At 57.5% G+C, this 16402-nt stretch carries 15 protein-coding genes and 1 tRNA gene; 8 read left to right on the top strand and 8 right to left on the bottom strand.

Annotation, left to right across the window (positions count from 1 at the left end):
• Positions 1 to 17 precede the first annotated feature (17 nt).
• Positions 18 to 446: a GlcG/HbpS family heme-binding protein gene (locus RRF55_RS02340; protein WP_014599267.1), complete on the bottom strand. Its 429-nt coding sequence runs from the start codon at positions 444 to 446 to the stop codon at positions 18 to 20.
• A gap of 413 nt (positions 447 to 859) precedes the next feature.
• On the opposite strand from RRF55_RS02340, the gene RRF55_RS02335 reads away from it, so the two are divergent.
• From RRF55_RS02335 to RRF55_RS02315, 5 genes are read left to right on the top strand one after another with little or no spacing between them, the layout of a single operon-like run.
• The gene (locus RRF55_RS02335; protein WP_087791888.1) at positions 860 to 2527 is read left to right on the top strand and encodes a propanediol/glycerol family dehydratase large subunit; all 1668 of its coding nucleotides are present in this window, start codon (positions 860 to 862) and stop codon (positions 2525 to 2527) included.
• Positions 2528 to 2539: 12 nt separating this feature from the next.
• Positions 2540 to 3124, top strand: coding sequence for a propanediol/glycerol family dehydratase medium subunit (locus RRF55_RS02330; RefSeq protein WP_002917672.1), 585 nt, complete (start codon positions 2540 to 2542; stop codon positions 3122 to 3124).
• A gap of 2 nt (positions 3125 to 3126) precedes the next feature.
• The gene (locus tag RRF55_RS02325) at positions 3127 to 3552 is read left to right on the top strand and encodes a glycerol dehydratase small subunit DhaB3 (RefSeq protein WP_002917670.1); all 426 of its coding nucleotides are present in this window, start codon (positions 3127 to 3129) and stop codon (positions 3550 to 3552) included.
• A 12-nt stretch (positions 3553 to 3564) separates the two neighbouring features.
• A complete protein-coding gene (locus RRF55_RS02320; RefSeq protein ID WP_004174234.1) occupies positions 3565 to 5388 on the top strand; it encodes a diol dehydratase reactivase subunit alpha in 1824 nt (607 codons plus the stop codon).
• 53 nt (positions 5389 to 5441) lie between these two features.
• Positions 5442 to 6245, top strand: a complete 804-nt coding sequence (locus RRF55_RS02315) for an MIP/aquaporin family protein (protein ID WP_002917658.1) — start codon at positions 5442 to 5444, stop codon at positions 6243 to 6245.
• 51 nt (positions 6246 to 6296) lie between these two features.
• Here RRF55_RS02315 and hdeB read toward each other — a convergent pair whose 3' ends face one another.
• Positions 6297 to 6602 carry an acid-activated periplasmic chaperone HdeB gene (gene hdeB, locus RRF55_RS02310; protein WP_002917655.1) on the bottom strand — a complete coding sequence of 102 codons (306 nt, stop codon included), beginning with the start codon at positions 6600 to 6602 and terminating at the stop codon, positions 6297 to 6299.
• Between the two features lie 26 nt (positions 6603 to 6628).
• The gene (locus tag RRF55_RS02305) at positions 6629 to 7204 is read right to left on the bottom strand and encodes an HdeD family acid-resistance protein (RefSeq protein ID WP_439419085.1); all 576 of its coding nucleotides are present in this window, start codon (positions 7202 to 7204) and stop codon (positions 6629 to 6631) included.
• Between the two features lie 240 nt (positions 7205 to 7444).
• Between RRF55_RS02305 and RRF55_RS02300 the strand changes: the two genes are divergently transcribed.
• Positions 7445 to 8107 (top strand): YfdX family protein, encoded by a 663-nt coding sequence (locus RRF55_RS02300; RefSeq protein ID WP_004144810.1) that lies wholly within the window; start codon positions 7445 to 7447, stop codon positions 8105 to 8107.
• Positions 8108 to 8197: 90 nt separating this feature from the next.
• Here RRF55_RS02300 and RRF55_RS02295 read toward each other — a convergent pair whose 3' ends face one another.
• A complete protein-coding gene (locus RRF55_RS02295; RefSeq protein ID WP_032415560.1) occupies positions 8198 to 11440 on the bottom strand; it encodes an ATP-binding protein in 3243 nt (1080 codons plus the stop codon).
• A gap of 4 nt (positions 11441 to 11444) precedes the next feature.
• Positions 11445 to 12059, bottom strand: coding sequence for an acid-sensing system DNA-binding response regulator EvgA (evgA, locus tag RRF55_RS02290; RefSeq protein WP_032415558.1), 615 nt, complete (start codon positions 12057 to 12059; stop codon positions 11445 to 11447).
• Between the two features lie 301 nt (positions 12060 to 12360).
• On the opposite strand from evgA, the gene RRF55_RS02285 reads away from it, so the two are divergent.
• The gene (locus RRF55_RS02285; RefSeq protein ID WP_004900718.1) at positions 12361 to 12726 is read left to right on the top strand and encodes an HdeA/HdeB family chaperone; all 366 of its coding nucleotides are present in this window, start codon (positions 12361 to 12363) and stop codon (positions 12724 to 12726) included.
• A 68-nt stretch (positions 12727 to 12794) separates the two neighbouring features.
• Here RRF55_RS02285 and RRF55_RS02280 read toward each other — a convergent pair whose 3' ends face one another.
• Together RRF55_RS02280 and RRF55_RS02275 are read right to left on the bottom strand one after the other, a co-directional pair.
• Positions 12795 to 13067: a hypothetical protein gene (locus tag RRF55_RS02280; RefSeq protein ID WP_004889691.1), complete on the bottom strand. Its 273-nt coding sequence runs from the start codon at positions 13065 to 13067 to the stop codon at positions 12795 to 12797.
• Between the two features lie 535 nt (positions 13068 to 13602).
• Positions 13603 to 13678: transfer RNA gene (locus RRF55_RS02275), tRNA-Ile, on the bottom strand.
• Positions 13679 to 13802: 124 nt separating this feature from the next.
• On the opposite strand from RRF55_RS02275, the gene mug reads away from it, so the two are divergent.
• A complete protein-coding gene (gene mug / locus RRF55_RS02270) occupies positions 13803 to 14309 on the top strand; it encodes a G/U mismatch-specific DNA glycosylase (RefSeq protein WP_002917636.1) in 507 nt (168 codons plus the stop codon).
• A gap of 99 nt (positions 14310 to 14408) precedes the next feature.
• Here mug and rpoD read toward each other — a convergent pair whose 3' ends face one another.
• Positions 14409 to 16250: an RNA polymerase sigma factor RpoD gene (gene rpoD, locus RRF55_RS02265; RefSeq protein WP_004174339.1), complete on the bottom strand. Its 1842-nt coding sequence runs from the start codon at positions 16248 to 16250 to the stop codon at positions 14409 to 14411.
• Between the last annotated feature and the right edge of the window lie 152 nt (positions 16251 to 16402).

Raw genomic sequence — 16402 nt, 5'->3', positions numbered from 1 at the left:
TACCTTCTCGCTTCAGGTTATAATGCGGAAAAACAATCCAGGGCGCACTGGGCTAATAATTGATCCTGCTCGACCGTACCGCCGCTAACGCCGACGGCGCCAATTACCTGCTCATTAAAAATAACTGGCAGGCCGCCGCCAAAAATAATAATTCGCTGTTGGTTGGTAAGCTGCAGACCGTACAGAGATTGTCCTGGCTGGACCGCTGGCGTAATTTCATGGGTACCTTGCTTCAGGCTGCAGGCGCTCCAGGCTTTATTCAGGGAAATATCGCAGCTGGAGACGAAGGCCTCGTCCATCCGCTGGATAAGCAGCGTGTTGCCTCCGCGGTCAACTACGGAAAACACCACCGCCACGTTGATCTCAGTGGCTTTTTTTTCCACCGCCGCCGCCATTTGCTGGGCGGCGGCCAGGGTGATTGTCTGAACTTGTTGGCTCTTGTTCATCATTCTCTCCCGCACCAGGGTAACGCTGGCGCGAATAGTCAGTAGGGGGCGATAGTAAAAAACTATTACCATTCGGTTGGCTTGCTTTATTTTTGTCAGCGTTATTTTGTCGCCCGCCATGATTTAGTCAATAGGGTTAAAATAGCGTCGGCAAAACGTAATTAAGGGCGTTTTTTATTAATTGATTTATATCATTGCGGGCGATCACATTTTTTATTTTTGCCGCCGGAGTAAAGTTTCATAGTGAAACTGTCGGTAGATTTCGTGTGCCAAATTGAAACGAAATTAAATTTATTTTTTTCACCACTGGCTCATTTAAAGTTCCGCTATTGCCGGTAATGGCCGGGCGGCAACGACGCTGGCCCGGCGTATTCGCTACCGTCTGCGGATTTCACCTTTTGAGCCGATGAACAATGAAAAGATCAAAACGATTTGCAGTACTGGCCCAGCGCCCCGTCAATCAGGACGGGCTGATTGGCGAGTGGCCTGAAGAGGGGCTGATCGCCATGGACAGCCCCTTTGACCCGGTCTCTTCAGTAAAAGTGGACAACGGTCTGATCGTCGAGCTGGACGGCAAACGCCGGGACCAGTTTGACATGATCGACCGGTTTATCGCCGATTACGCGATCAACGTTGAGCGCACAGAGCAGGCAATGCGCCTGGAGGCGGTGGAAATAGCCCGCATGCTGGTGGATATTCACGTCAGCCGGGAGGAGATCATTGCCATCACTACCGCCATCACGCCGGCCAAAGCGGTCGAGGTGATGGCGCAGATGAACGTGGTGGAGATGATGATGGCGCTGCAGAAGATGCGTGCCCGCCGGACCCCCTCCAACCAGTGCCACGTCACCAATCTCAAAGATAATCCGGTGCAGATTGCCGCTGACGCCGCCGAGGCCGGGAGCCGCGGCTTCTCAGAACAGGAGACCACGGTCGGTATCGCGCGCTATGCGCCGTTTAACGCCCTGGCGCTGTTGGTCGGCTCGCAGTGCGGCCGTCCCGGCGTGTTGACGCAGTGCTCGGTGGAAGAGGCCACCGAGCTGGAGCTGGGCATGCGTGGCTTAACCAGCTACGCCGAGACGGTGTCGGTCTACGGCACTGAAGCGGTATTTACCGACGGCGATGATACGCCGTGGTCAAAGGCGTTCCTCGCCTCGGCCTACGCCTCCCGCGGGTTGAAAATGCGCTACACCTCCGGCACCGGATCCGAAGCGCTGATGGGCTATTCGGAGAGCAAGTCGATGCTCTACCTCGAATCGCGCTGCATCTTCATTACCAAAGGCGCCGGGGTTCAGGGGCTGCAAAACGGCGCAGTGAGCTGTATCGGCATGACCGGCGCTGTGCCGTCGGGCATTCGGGCGGTGCTGGCGGAAAACCTGATCGCCTCTATGCTCGACCTCGAAGTGGCGTCCGCCAACGACCAGACTTTCTCCCACTCGGATATTCGCCGTACCGCGCGCACCCTGATGCAGATGCTGCCGGGCACCGACTTTATTTTCTCCGGCTACAGCGCGGTGCCGAACTACGACAACATGTTCGCCGGCTCGAACTTCGATGCGGAAGATTTTGATGATTACAACATCCTGCAGCGTGACCTGATGGTTGACGGCGGCCTGCGTCCGGTGACCGAGGCGGAAACCATTGCCATTCGCCAGAAAGCGGCGCGGGCGATCCAGGCGGTTTTCCGCGAACTGGGGCTGCCGCCAATCGCCGACGAGGAGGTGGAGGCCGCCACCTACGCGCACGGTAGCAACGAGATGCCGCCGCGTAACGTGGTGGAGGATCTGAGTGCGGTGGAAGAGATGATGAAGCGCAACATCACCGGCCTCGATATTGTCGGCGCGCTGAGCCGCAGCGGCTTTGAGGATATCGCCAGCAATATTCTCAATATGCTGCGCCAGCGGGTCACCGGCGATTACCTGCAGACCTCGGCCATTCTCGATCGGCAGTTCGAGGTGGTGAGTGCGGTCAACGACATCAATGACTATCAGGGGCCGGGCACCGGCTATCGCATCTCTGCCGAACGCTGGGCGGAGATCAAAAATATTCCGGGCGTGGTTCAGCCTGACACCATTGAATAAGGCGGTATTCCTGTGCAACAGACAACCCAAATTCAGCCCTCTTTTACCCTGAAAACCCGCGAGGGCGGGGTGGCTTCTGCCGATGAACGTGCCGATGAAGTGGTGATCGGCGTCGGCCCTGCCTTCGATAAACACCAGCATCACACTCTGATCGATATGCCCCATGGCGCGATCCTCAAAGAGCTGATTGCCGGGGTGGAAGAAGAGGGGCTTCACGCCCGGGTGGTGCGCATTCTGCGCACGTCCGACGTCTCCTTTATGGCCTGGGATGCGGCCAACCTGAGCGGCTCGGGGATCGGCATCGGTATCCAGTCGAAGGGGACCACGGTCATCCATCAGCGCGATCTGCTGCCGCTCAGCAACCTGGAGCTGTTCTCCCAGGCGCCGCTGCTGACGCTGGAGACCTACCGGCAGATTGGCAAAAACGCCGCGCGCTATGCGCGCAAAGAGTCACCTTCGCCGGTGCCGGTGGTGAACGACCAGATGGTGCGGCCGAAATTTATGGCCAAAGCCGCGCTATTTCATATCAAAGAGACCAAACATGTGGTGCAGGACGCCGAGCCCGTCACCCTGCACGTCGACTTAGTAAGGGAGTGACCATGAGCGAGAAAACCATGCGCGTGCAGGATTATCCGTTAGCCACCCGCTGCCCGGAGCATATCCTGACGCCTACCGGCAAACCATTGACCGATATTACCCTCGAGAAGGTGCTCTCTGGCGAGGTGGGCCCGCAGGATGTGCGGATCTCCCGCCAGACCCTTGAGTACCAGGCGCAGATTGCCGAGCAGATGCAGCGCCATGCGGTGGCGCGCAATTTCCGCCGCGCGGCGGAGCTTATCGCCATTCCTGACGAGCGCATTCTGGCTATCTATAACGCGCTGCGCCCGTTCCGCTCCTCACAGGCGGAGCTGCTGGCGATCGCCGACGAGCTGGAGCACACCTGGCATGCGACAGTGAATGCCGCCTTTGTCCGGGAGTCGGCGGAAGTGTATCAGCAGCGGCATAAGCTGCGTAAAGGAAGCTAAGCGGAGGTCAGCATGCCGTTAATAGCCGGGATTGATATCGGCAACGCCACCACCGAGGTGGCGCTGGCGTCCGACGACCCGCAGGCGAGGGCGTTTGTTGCCAGCGGGATCGTTGCGACGACGGGCATGAAAGGGACGCGGGACAATATCGCCGGGACCCTCGCCGCGCTGGAGCAGGCCCTGGCGAAAACACCGTGGTCGATGAGCGATGTCTCTCGCATCTATCTTAACGAAGCCGCGCCGGTGATTGGCGATGTGGCGATGGAGACCATCACCGAGACCATTATCACCGAATCGACCATGATCGGTCATAACCCGCAGACGCCGGGCGGGGTGGGCGTTGGCGTGGGGACGACTATCGCCCTCGGGCGGCTGGCGACGCTGCCGGCGGCGCAGTATGCCGAGGGGTGGATCGTACTGATTGACGACGCCGTCGATTTCCTTGACGCCGTGTGGTGGCTCAATGAGGCGCTCGACCGGGGGATCAACGTGGTGGCGGCGATCCTCAAAAAGGACGACGGCGTGCTGGTGAACAACCGCCTGCGTAAAACCCTGCCGGTGGTGGATGAAGTGACGCTGCTGGAGCAGGTCCCCGAGGGGGTGATGGCGGCGGTGGAAGTGGCCGCGCCGGGCCAGGTGGTGCGGATCCTGTCGAATCCCTACGGGATCGCCACCTTCTTCGGGCTAAGCCCGGAAGAGACCCAGGCCATCGTCCCCATCGCCCGCGCCCTGATTGGCAACCGTTCCGCGGTGGTGCTCAAGACCCCGCAGGGGGACGTGCAGTCGCGGGTGATCCCGGCGGGCAACCTCTACATTAGCGGCGAAAAGCGCCGCGGAGAGGCCGATGTCGCCGAGGGCGCGGAAGCCATCATGCAGGCGATGAGCGCCTGTGCTCCGGTACGCGACATCCGCGGCGAACCGGGCACTCACGCCGGCGGCATGCTTGAGCGGGTGCGCAAGGTAATGGCGTCCCTGACCGACCATGAGATGAGCGCGATATACATCCAGGATCTGCTGGCGGTGGATACGTTTATTCCGCGCAAGGTGCAGGGCGGGATGGCCGGCGAGTGCGCCATGGAGAATGCCGTCGGGATGGCGGCGATGGTGAAAGCGGATCGTCTGCAAATGCAGGTTATCGCCCGCGAACTGAGCGCCCGACTGCAGACCGAGGTGGTGGTGGGCGGCGTGGAGGCCAACATGGCCATCGCCGGGGCGTTAACCACTCCCGGCTGTGCGGCGCCGCTGGCGATCCTCGATCTCGGCGCCGGCTCGACGGATGCGGCGATCGTCAACGCGGAGGGGCAGATAACGGCGGTCCATCTCGCCGGGGCGGGGAATATGGTCAGCCTGTTGATTAAAACCGAGCTGGGCCTCGAGGATCTTTCGCTGGCGGAAGCAATAAAAAAATACCCGCTGGCCAAAGTGGAAAGCCTGTTCAGTATTCGTCACGAGAATGGCGCGGTGGAGTTCTTTCGGGAAGCCCTCAGCCCGGCGGTGTTCGCCAAAGTGGTGTACATCAAGGAGGGCGAACTGGTGCCGATCGATAACGCCAGCCCGCTGGAAAAAATTCGTCTCGTGCGCCGGCAGGCGAAAGAGAAAGTGTTTGTCACCAACTGCCTGCGCGCGCTGCGCCAGGTCTCACCCGGCGGTTCCATTCGCGATATCGCCTTTGTGGTGCTGGTGGGCGGCTCATCGCTGGACTTTGAGATCCCGCAGCTTATCACGGAAGCCTTGTCGCACTATGGCGTGGTCGCCGGGCAGGGCAATATTCGGGGAACAGAAGGGCCGCGCAATGCGGTCGCCACCGGGCTGCTACTGGCCGGTCAGGCGAATTAAACGGGCGCTCGCGCCAGCCTCTCTCTTTAACGTGCTATTTCAGGATGCCGATAATGAACCAGACTTCTACCTTAACCGGGCAGTGCGTGGCCGAGTTTCTTGGCACCGGATTGCTCATTTTCTTCGGCGCGGGCTGCGTCGCTGCGCTGCGGGTCGCCGGGGCCAGCTTTGGTCAGTGGGAGATCAGTATTATCTGGGGCCTTGGCGTCGCCATGGCCATCTACCTGACGGCCGGTGTCTCCGGCGCGCACCTTAATCCGGCGGTGACCATTGCCCTGTGGCTGTTCGCCTGTTTTGAACGCCGCAAGGTGCTGCCGTTTATTGTTGCCCAGACGGCCGGGGCCTTCTGCGCCGCCGCGCTGGTGTATGGGCTCTATCGCCAGCTGTTTCTCGATCTTGAACAGAGTCAGCATATCGTGCGCGGCACTGCCGCCAGTCTTAACCTGGCCGGGGTCTTTTCCACGTACCCGCATCCACATATCACTTTTATACAAGCGTTTGCCGTGGAGACCACTATCACGGCAATCCTGATGGCGATGATCATGGCCCTGACCGACGACGGCAACGGAATTCCGCGCGGGCCGCTGGCGCCGTTGCTGATTGGCTTGCTGATCGCCGTGATCGGCGCGTCGATGGGGCCGCTAACCGGCTTTGCGCTGAATCCGGCGCGCGACTTCGGCCCAAAACTGTTTACCAGTCTGGCCGGGTGGGGCTCGATCGCTTTTACCGGTGGCCTAGCGATCCCTTACTTTCTGGTGCCGCTGCTGGCGCCGGTGGTGGGGGCGATTATCGGGGCGTTTTTGTATCGCAAGCTTATCGGCCGCCATCTGCCGTGCGAATGCGGTATCGATGAGTAAAGCGGGACCCGCCGCAGCGCGGCGGGTTTCCCCGGCCTGATGCCGGGGGGGTTATTTTTTGATGACCGCGCTGAGATCGCCAAGTTTAGCGGCGGGGTTCTTGTGGCACTCCTGCAGCATTTTCGGTACCGAAACGGTCTCGACTTCATGCCAGTCAACATAGTCGCCGCCGCTAAAGTCGGTGTTGCGATTCACTACCCAGAAGGCCACCGGGGTCATGCTTTTTGGGTTCATATCCATAAATTCCTGACAGGTCATATTCTGCGGCGTGGTTTCCTCAACCGCGAACGCCGGGCTGGTCATCAGACAGAATGTGGTAGCCGCCACGGTCAATACGAGTGCTTTAGGTAAATTCATTTTCTTCTCCAGTGACAAAATAGGGCTTAAGCCTCAGCGTGCTTCATTTTATTGCGCAGGACCAACAAGCCGATGGCGCTAAATATCATTTCAACGCCGATAAAGGCGGTAATAAATAACCAGCTTTGCTGCGGGTTCATGGCCAGCCACAGGCAAGCGATAAGTAAATCCAACAGGCCGATAAAAATATTCCAGCCAGCGCCGCTTTGTTGGCGGGTTTGACATCCGTTAACGATGCGGGAAATACCGCCGAGAACAAATAAAAAGCCAAATAAAATGGCCAGACTGCTCATACCCTTGAGAGGATTGACGACAAAGCTCAGGCCGAGCACGATCCAGGCGATGGCGAAGATCAGCGCCACCAGGCGTGATTTCCAGTGCTGCTGGCGGAAGACAATCAGGCTGTACAGCGAATAGAAGCCGCAGATCATCAATAACATGCCGGTTACTGTGGCGAGATACCAGCCGGCGACCAACGGCCAGGCCAGACAACAGGCTCCGCAGATAAACAGCAATACCGCCATCAGGCAGGCATGCCGTTTATATCGAATGAAGACGCGTGGGCTAAACGCATTTAAGGTGTAATGGCTAAACATAAACATAATTGCTCCGCAGATCCCGGTTGGCGGCCTGACGCTGAATAAAAAGCGTGAGGGTTTATTCAGCGGGCCAAAAGAAAGGTCTGAGGAAAATAGTAGGCCGCGCGATCGGCAGGCGTAAATAAGAGCGCCGAGGCCACTTTATACGCCTGGTCTGACAGCTGTCAGACCAGGCCCGCAATATTACTTCCGGGCTCTGATTCTCAATGCCCGCGATATTTTTTAAGCTGGCTGCGTTTGGTGATGCTTACCGATTTTAATCAGGAGTCAACGATGAAAAAAGTCATTCTGGCGAGCCTGCTGGCAACCATGATGAGTACCTCTCCGGTATGGGCAACAGATAGCGCGACGGCAGCGCCAGCCGCGGCAGCCACGACGCAGGTACAGAAAGAAGCCGCCGATGTGCTGCAGGTGGCGGTGCAGGGCGCGAATGCGATGCGCGACATCCAGTTCGCCCGTCTGGCGCTGTTCCATGGCCAGCCGGATAGCGCCAAAAAACTGACAGACGACGCCGCCGCGCTGCTGGCCGCCGATGATGCCAGCTGGGCGAAGTTTGTGAAAACTGATGCTAAAGCCAAAATGATCGCCGATCGCTATGTGATCATTAACGCCTCTATCGCCCTGTCTGAAGACTATGTGGCCACGCCGGAAAAAGAGAGCGCTATCCAATCCGCCAACGAAAAGCTGGCGAAAGGCGATCAGAAAGGGGCTATCGATACCCTGCGTCTGGCCGGTATTGGCGTGATTGAGAACCAGTATCTGATGCCGCTTAACCAGACCCGTAAGGCGGTAGCGCAGGCGCAAGAACTGCTGAAAGCCGGTAAATATTACGAAGCGAATCTGGTGCTGAAGGGCGCTGAAGAGGGCATTGTGGTGGATAGCGAGATGCTGGTGGCAGGCAACTGATACTTGTTCCACCCTGAGAGAGCGCAGAGGAAAAAACTGACAAGGATGTCCCCTTAACGCTCGGGCAGGCGGACTGCCCGAGCGGAACGGCTAGCGGCCGATCAGGGCGTCGATTTCGCCATCGATCTCGCGCATGACGCCGGTGATGCGCTGTACCACCTCCAGACAGCTTGCCGGCGTCAGCGAATCAGGCCGCTTTGCCTCAAAAGGGGCGCACAGTTGTTGTAGCGCAGTAATCCCCAGAATTTGTGCTGAACCGTGCAGACGGTGCAGCGCCCGCAGAAAAATCTGCGGCTCATGCCGGGCGATTGCCTGTCCGGCAGCCTGTAAATCCGCGGCCGACGCATCGCGGAACGTCTCCAGCATCTCATTCATCAGCGCCTGGTCTCCCCCCGTATTCTCGCTCAGCACGCTGAGCTTCAGGTGCCGGGTAGCGTGAGGTGATGCGCGGCCCACCGCTAAACGGCTGAGCTCATGACTCAGCGTCTGGACCGACACCGGCTTAAACAGACACATATTCATGCCGCTGGCCAGACACGCCTCCCGCGACTGCGGCAGCGCGCTGGCAGTCACGCCCCAAATTACCAGGCCCGGATAGCGACGGCGTAGCGAGGCCGCCAGCGCCAGGCCATCTTTCTTCGGCATATTGAGGTCCGTTATCAGCAGATCGTAATGTTTGCTGGCGAGCTTATTCTCTGCCTCTTCACCGTCGCAGGCTTCATCGACGCTATAGCCGATAGTGCTGAGCTGGCGCTTGAGCAGTAGCCGGTTGGTGGGGTGATCGTCCGCTATCAGTATCGCCAGCCCGGGTAGAGCTTGCGGTCTGGCGGGCGACGCCTGCGGCGCGTGGATCGCGCAGCGGCTCGCCTTGACCGGCAGCGTGATGGTGAAAGTGGTCCCCACGCCCGGACGGCTGACCATCTTCAGGCGACCCTGCATCAGCGCAACCAGCTCTTTGCAAATGACCAGCCCCAGTCCGGAGCCGGTCTGCTGTCGTCCCTGGCGCGCCTGGGCATAGCGGTGGAAGAGGGTGGCCTGCTCTGCTTCACTGATCCCGCAGCCGCTGTCGCTAACCATGAGGGCCAGCTCTCCCTGTGTCTCATTCGCCGGCGTCAGCCGGCAGGAGACCTGAATTGCGCCTTCGACGGTAAACTTCAGCGCATTGCCGATGAGATTATTGAGGATTTGCCGTAGCGCCTGCGGGTCGACCCACAGCATGTTCCCTTCCTGCAGCGCGTTATGGTAGTGCAGATCGATGCCCTTTTGCTGCGCCAGCGCGTCGAAGGTATGACACTGCTGCGACACTAACTGTGCGACATCGCTCCACTGCGGGGTAACCTGGTATTTTCCCGATTCAATCTTGTCGATATCAAGAATATTGCCGATAAGTCCCAGTAGGGTTTGCGCCGTCGATCCCGCCAGCTCGATCGCCTCTTTACGCTGGCCGCCGTTCAGCTCCGGTTTCGCCAGCAGCTCCAGAAAGCCGACGATGGCGCTCACCGGCGTGCGCAGCTCGTGGCTCATGCTGGCCAGAAAGCGGCTCTTGGCTTTTGTCGCCTGAATCGCTTTGTCTTTTTCGCGCTCCAGCGCACAGGAGAGGGCCTCCTTCTGCGCCAGCTCCTCCTCGAGCCGCTGCTGGGAGTCTTTGCGTTTGCGCACTTCCCGACACAGAGAGAGTCCCCAGCCGAGGCTGATGGCGATCAGCACCAGCGCAAAGGCGATCAGCTGGTAAAACTGGCGGCTGTACTGGCTCCAGTTCTCTATTTGCTGACTGGAGATTTTCGACCACTTCTCGGTCATCTGCAGAATATCCCGTGGCGGAATAACCTGCAGCGCTTTGTTAAGAATGGCGGCCAGCACCGGTTCATCGCGCGGGATGGCCAGCCGAATGGCCGCGACGGGGAGTCCATCAATGCGGGTGTAGTGCAGACCCTGTGGATAGTAGTGGTCGATCATATAGCGGGCGGAAAGCTCCGAGGCTACGGCGGCATCCACTTCGCCTTCCTCTACCATCTTCATGGCGACGCCAACGTTATCCGTTTCCACCCAGTTAATCAGCGGAAAACGCGCTTTCAGATCATGGGCGGCGATAGGCCCGACCGGCAGGGCGATCCGCGCCGAGCGCGTCAGCAGATGCTGGTCGGGGGCGCTGCCGCGGGCGACCAGCACAAAGGCCACGTTAATGAGCGGATCGCTGAGGGTGACGTAGGCCTGCGGCTGTGGGATCAGGGTGGCGGCGGGTATGATCGCCCAGTCCTCTTTTTCCATGCGCTTTGCCAGAGCCTGACGGTTGCGCACCAGAATAGGGTCAAACTGCAGGCCGGTCTGGAGTGAGACAATATTCAGCATATCGGCCATGATGCCGCGCAGTTCATCCTCGTTATCCACCAGGGTAAATGGCGGGAAATAGGGGTTCACCAGCAGGCGGACGCGACGATGCTTCTGCAGCCAGCGCTGCTCTTCGGGGCTAAAGGTAAGCGGGGTATTGAGAAACGACAGATCGCCACGGTTGAGCCAGTTTTGCATGATCCGCATCGCGGTGTCGCTGTCGACGGCATGGATAAAACGGTCGAGGAGTTGATGCAGCTCTGGCCGATCGTCACGGGTGACAAAGCGGTTGTGTTGCTCCTGCTGACGAAAATAGTGCGCGATAACCAGCGATTGCGAGAAATATTTCGAGATGCAGTGGCCAGTGGTGATGTTGTTGCCGATAAAATACTGATTCTCGCCGCTGACCACCGAGGCGAGAGCCTGATAGTCGCTATCATAAAGGGTGATTTTGGCGTTGGGAAACGCCTGCTGAATAATATCGAAAAAAGCGCAATCGCGGGTGCAGGCCAGCGTGACGCGGCGGTCAGTGGTCAGCGGCGGCAGAGGGGATTTCAGCGAGGTGACCAGCGTCGGCCAGGTTTTAAGCAGCGGCGCGGATTGATCCAGGCCCGGGGCGAGCGCATCCCGGTGCGCCACCTGAGTGAGCAGGGTATCCACCTGGCGGTCGGCCAGGGCGGTGAGCGCCTGCTGCTCGGTGTCATACTGGCGGATAATCACCTTCAGTCCGAGGCTGTGCGCCATCAGCGCCAGATAGTCGGCGTTAATGCCCTGATAACTTTTCTCGTCGCCGTCATAGACGATAGGTGTCCTCTCGGGAAGCCAGGTCCCGACGGTCAGCGTCGGCTGCGCCGCCAGCCATGCTTTCTCCTTACCGCTAAGCGGGATATCGATCGCCGCGATATGAGAATGGCTCTTCAGCTCCAGCTGTTTCATGGCATACGCGGCAGGCGAGAGGCTCAGCGCCAGCCCGACAACGACGGATAAAATAAGACGAACCGCCATGCCATCACCCTATTTTATTGCGTTGCGCAAAGTCATATAGCTCAAGCAGGGTGCTGCAGCCTAATTTATCCATCAGACGGACCTTATAGGTACTTACCGTTTTATTGCTGATATTCATTTTGCTGCCGATGGTGGTGTAGTCGACGCCGCTGAGAATATAGCGGAACACCTTCATCTCCTGCGTTGACAGCGTATCCAGCCGGTCCTGATCGGTGATGCCGTGGGTGCAGAAGCGTTCCAGTGAAAAGGGGAAATAGCTGTAGCCATTATTGGCTGCGTCGATTGCGGCGAGGATATTATTCATTCCCTCTTTTTTACTCACAAAACCATTTGCTCCGCAGTCGGCGCTGCGTTTGCCGTAGAACAGTTCATTCTTAGCGGAAATGATGATGATTGTTCCCTGGTAGCGGCGTTTGCGCAGCTGCTCCAGCACCTCGATACCGCTGAGCTCCGGAATATCGACGTCGACGATGAGCAGGTCAGGCTGCATGCTTTCCGCGGTCTGCACGGCATGAGCGCCGCTGTCGAGCTCTGCCGCGACGGTAATACCGTTGCTGTCGAGAATGTTGCGAATGGCGATACGTGCCAATGGATGATCGTCAATGATTATCGCATTCATGGGGGCGTAAATCCTGATATGAAAAAAGAAGGGCGATGCCTGATGCAGGTGCGGCGGGGGTTATTTTTATCGATGCCGTTATAAGGCGTAATTGTAACACAAATCGTTTTGGGCCAGGGAAATATTGTGGAGCTGAGCCAGACGAATATATTTGCATAGCTGGATGACAGCTGTAGGAACGGGCGTTCACTTGCTTCAGCGCGGTCTGCTGTTAAAAAAAATGCAAACGATTAATCTGCTCTTATTAAGGTGAGTTCTCGGGAATATCGTCCGGCGACAACTGGCAGGTAAAATAATAACAATGGCGAAAGAAAAACGCGCCTTCTGGCGAAAATGGGTTTGGAAACATCTGCTGGCAGGAATAACAGTACTGGCAATGAGTAGCGCCGCGGTGGGAAAGGATGTCGTCCCCGATGAGGCGCGGACCCGAGATATGATGCGCTGTCAGGATTATCTGCAACTGGATCCGCGCGCCTGGACGCCGATGGTGATTTGGCTGATGAACGATCCTTTTTCACTGGAGCCGCCGGAGTGGACCGACTTCCATGAAGCCGAGCTGGTGCTGACGCCGATCCTCACCGAAATCTGCCGTCAGGAGCCGGATGTCTGGCTCACCTCGCTGCGGGAACGGCTCAATTCTTATCAGCAGGTGCGGTCACTGAACTAAGCGACCGCGGTAAAACGGCAGAAAAAGTGACTAAATGCGCAGTTAGCGGCCTTCTTCTGCGCAAAGGCTCAGCAGCGGCCCGCTTTCTGCGACAGGGCGTCGCAGGTTTTGCTCGCTAGCGTCGGGTTGGCGCCGGCGCAGATGGCATCTGAGACGGTGCTACCGCCGCCCAGCGGGATCAGCCCGTAAAGCTTCGGCTCGGCGGCCTTCGTCACATAGCAGCGATGGCTGGTTTTGCCGATGGTGGCCACAAAGTTGGTTTTCACATCCTGCTGCCTCGCATCGGAAATTGTCACCTGCGAAGCATCGACATTAAAAGCAAACGCGGCGGCCTCTTTCATTTTCCGTCGTCATGGGTGGTTTAGCTACGCAACCCATTAATAACAGTGCCAGACAGGTACTGATTGATATATCCAGTATTTTCATCATTTCATCCTTTTTGTAAGTCAGCGGGTTATATATAAGAGCGGGGGGAGGAACGCGTTGATTTCGATCAGCTGGCGCAGGCTATGGTTATTATTTGGAAATTGACCTGTGTTGTTACATTTATCGTGAGTAGTATGAATTCCAGCATTGCAGGAATGAAAGATATTTTAAGACTACGTTGCGTAGTTAGACAGAAGTCAACAGGAGTGCGGCGGTTATGGGCTGCCCGAGATGCTCTGAGCAATATTTTGCTAAGGCAGAATGCTATCTGTTTTAGCGTAAGCGCAAATTTTCCCTGCGTTATAACGGACTTTTTATCCTCTTAATGGGATAGCGACAACACGCTAAGCCATGCGCGCTGCTCAGCGGTTTGTGGTGCCATTTTAAAATTCAGGAACAAAAAAGCCACTCTTTCGAGTGGCTTAATTATATGATTTTAAATCTAAAATTTGGTGGCCCCTGTTGGGTTTGAACCAACGACCAAGCGATTATGAGTCGCCTGCTCTAACCACTGAGCTAAGGGGCCGTGGCGAGGGATTATAAAGTAACTGGCGATTGCAATCCAGCGTAAAGCGCGCAGCTGCTGTTTTTATAAACAATGCATTTTCAATCCTTTATAATCATGTTTTAGCCATACAGCCGGAGAAAACATGATTAGCGATATCCTTGCGCCGGGCCTGCGCGTTGTCTTTTGCGGTATCAACCCGGGGAAGTCCTCCGCCCATACCGGCTTTCATTTTGCCCATCCTGGCAATCGCTTCTGGAAGGTCATCCATCAGGCCGGGTTCACCGATCGGCAGCTCAGGCCGGAAGAGGAGCTGCAGCTGCTGGATACGCGCTGCGGCATCACCATGCTGGTAGAGCGTCCGACGGTGCAGGCCAGCGAGGTCGCCTTGCAGGAGTTACGCAGCGGCGGCCGTGAGCTGGTGCGGAAAATTGAGGAGTATCAGCCGCAGGCCCTGGCGGTGCTCGGCAAGCAGGCCTTCGAGCTGGCCTTTAACCAGCGCGGCGCGAAGTGGGGGAAACAGGCTATGACCATCGGGACGACCCAGGTGTGGGTGCTGCCTAATCCCAGCGGCTTAAACCGGGCGACGCTCGATAAGCTGGTGGCGGCCTATCGTGAACTGGACGATGCCCTGGCAACCCGCGGCCAGTAGCGGAGAGAGGCGACTTTCCCGGGATGGCCACCTGAACGCCATAAAAAAAGCTCCCCGCAGGGAGCTTTTTAACAGGCTGTAGACGATGCCCCGCGACGATTAATCGTCGAGGAAGCTACGCAGCACTTCAGAACGGCTCGGGTGGCGCAGTTTACGCAGCGCCTTCGCTTCGATCTGACGGATACGTTCGCGGGTAACGTCGAACTGTTTACCCACTTCTTCCAGTGTGTGGTCGGTGTTCATGTCGATACCGAAACGCATACGCAGCACTTTCGCTTCACGAGCGGTGAGGCCGGCCAGCACGTCATGCGTTGCCGCGCGCAGGCTCTCGGTGGTCGCAGAATCCAGCGGCAGCTCGAGGGTGGTATCCTCGATGAAATCCCCCAGATGCGAATCTTCATCGTCGCCGATCGGCGTTTCCATGGAGATAGGCTCTTTGGCGATCTTCAGCACTTTACGGATTTTGTCTTCCGGCATCAGCATACGCTCAGCCAGCTCTTCCGGGGTCGGTTCACGGCCCATCTCCTGCAGCATCTGACGGGAGATACGGTTGAGCTTGTTAATGGTCTCAATCATATGCACCGGAATACGGATGGTGCGCGCCTGGTCCGCGATAGAGCGGGTGATGGCCTGACGGATCCACCAGGTGGCGTAGGTCGAGAACTTGTAGCCGCGACGGTATTCGAACTTATCGACCGCTTTCATCAGACCGATGTTGCCTTCCTGAATCAGGTCGAGGAACTGCAGACCGCGGTTGGTGTATTTCTTGGCGATAGAGATAACCAGACGCAGGTTCGCTTCAACCATCTCTTTCTTCGCACGACGGGCTTTCGCTTCGCCGATGGACATGCGACGGTTGATATCTTTAACCTGCTCGATGGTCAGGCCGGTCTCTTCTTCAATCTGCTGCAGCTTCTGCAGGCCGCGCTGCACATCTTCTTTCACTTCCAGCAGCTTCTCAGACCACGGCTTGTTCATTGCCACCGCGGCGTTGAACCAGGTTTCGCTGGTTTCGTTGCCGGTGAACAGGGTGATGAAGTTTTTCTTCGGCATTTTGCACTGCTCAACGCACAGCTTCATGATGATACGTTCCTGAGTACGAACGCGATCCATCATGCTGCGCATGCTGTTGACCAGGTAATCGAACTGCTTCGGCACCAGGCGGAACTGCTTGAAGACTTCAGACAGCTTCAGGATCTCTTCCTGGGCGGCGGCATGGCTACGACCTTTGGCTTTGATGGTGTCGCGCGTCAGCTCGTACTGGGTACGCAGCTCGGCGAATTTCTCACGGGCCAGCTCTGGGTCGATGCTGTTGTCGTCATCGCTGTTGTCGTCGGCGTCTTCATCTTCGTCTTCGTCTTCGTCGTCATCCATCTCTTCCTGAGACAGCTCGGAGCCAACGTGGGTGGCGGTTGGCGCCATATCTTCTTCGGCGTTCGGATCGACGAAACCGGTGATCAGATCGGACAGACGGGCTTCTTCCGCTTCAACGCGGTCGTACTGCTCAAGCAGGTAGGTGATCGCTTCCGGATATTCGGCAACGGAGCACTGCACCTGATTGATGCCGTCTTCGATGCGTTTGGCGATGTCAATTTCGCCTTCACGGGTCAGCAGCTCTACGGTACCCATTTCACGCATGTACATACGCACCGGGTCGGTCGTGCGCCCGATTTCGGATTCCACGCTGGAGAGCACCTGCGCGGCGGCTTCGGCAGCATCTTCATCCGCGGTGTTTTCGGCAAGCATCAGATCATCGGCATCCGGTGCTTCTTCCATCACCTGAATACCCATGTCGTTGATCATTTGGATGATGTCTTCGATCTGATCGGAATCGACGATATCTTCCGGCAGATGGTCATTGACCTCGGCATAGGTCAGATAGCCTTGCTCCTTACCACGTTGGACAAGAAGCTTCAGCTGTGACTGCGGGTTTTGCTCCATAAGACGGTATCCACACTTAATTCGTTTGATTGGTGTCGGCAGACGGGCTGTCGACATTTAAAGCGAGGGCGTACTTATATTATTGCCGCTGCGCCTCTGCGCGGCTGTCGGGGGCTTCCCGATCGATACTCGGCACTTAAGCCGTTAAATAC

The organism is Klebsiella sp. K47, assembly GCF_051858335.1.
GTDB classification, from domain to species: Bacteria; Pseudomonadota; Gammaproteobacteria; order Enterobacterales; family Enterobacteriaceae; genus Klebsiella; species Klebsiella pneumoniae.
The sequence above is the reverse complement of the archived record's forward strand: the minus strand, read 5'-3'. Positions and strand labels throughout refer to the sequence as shown.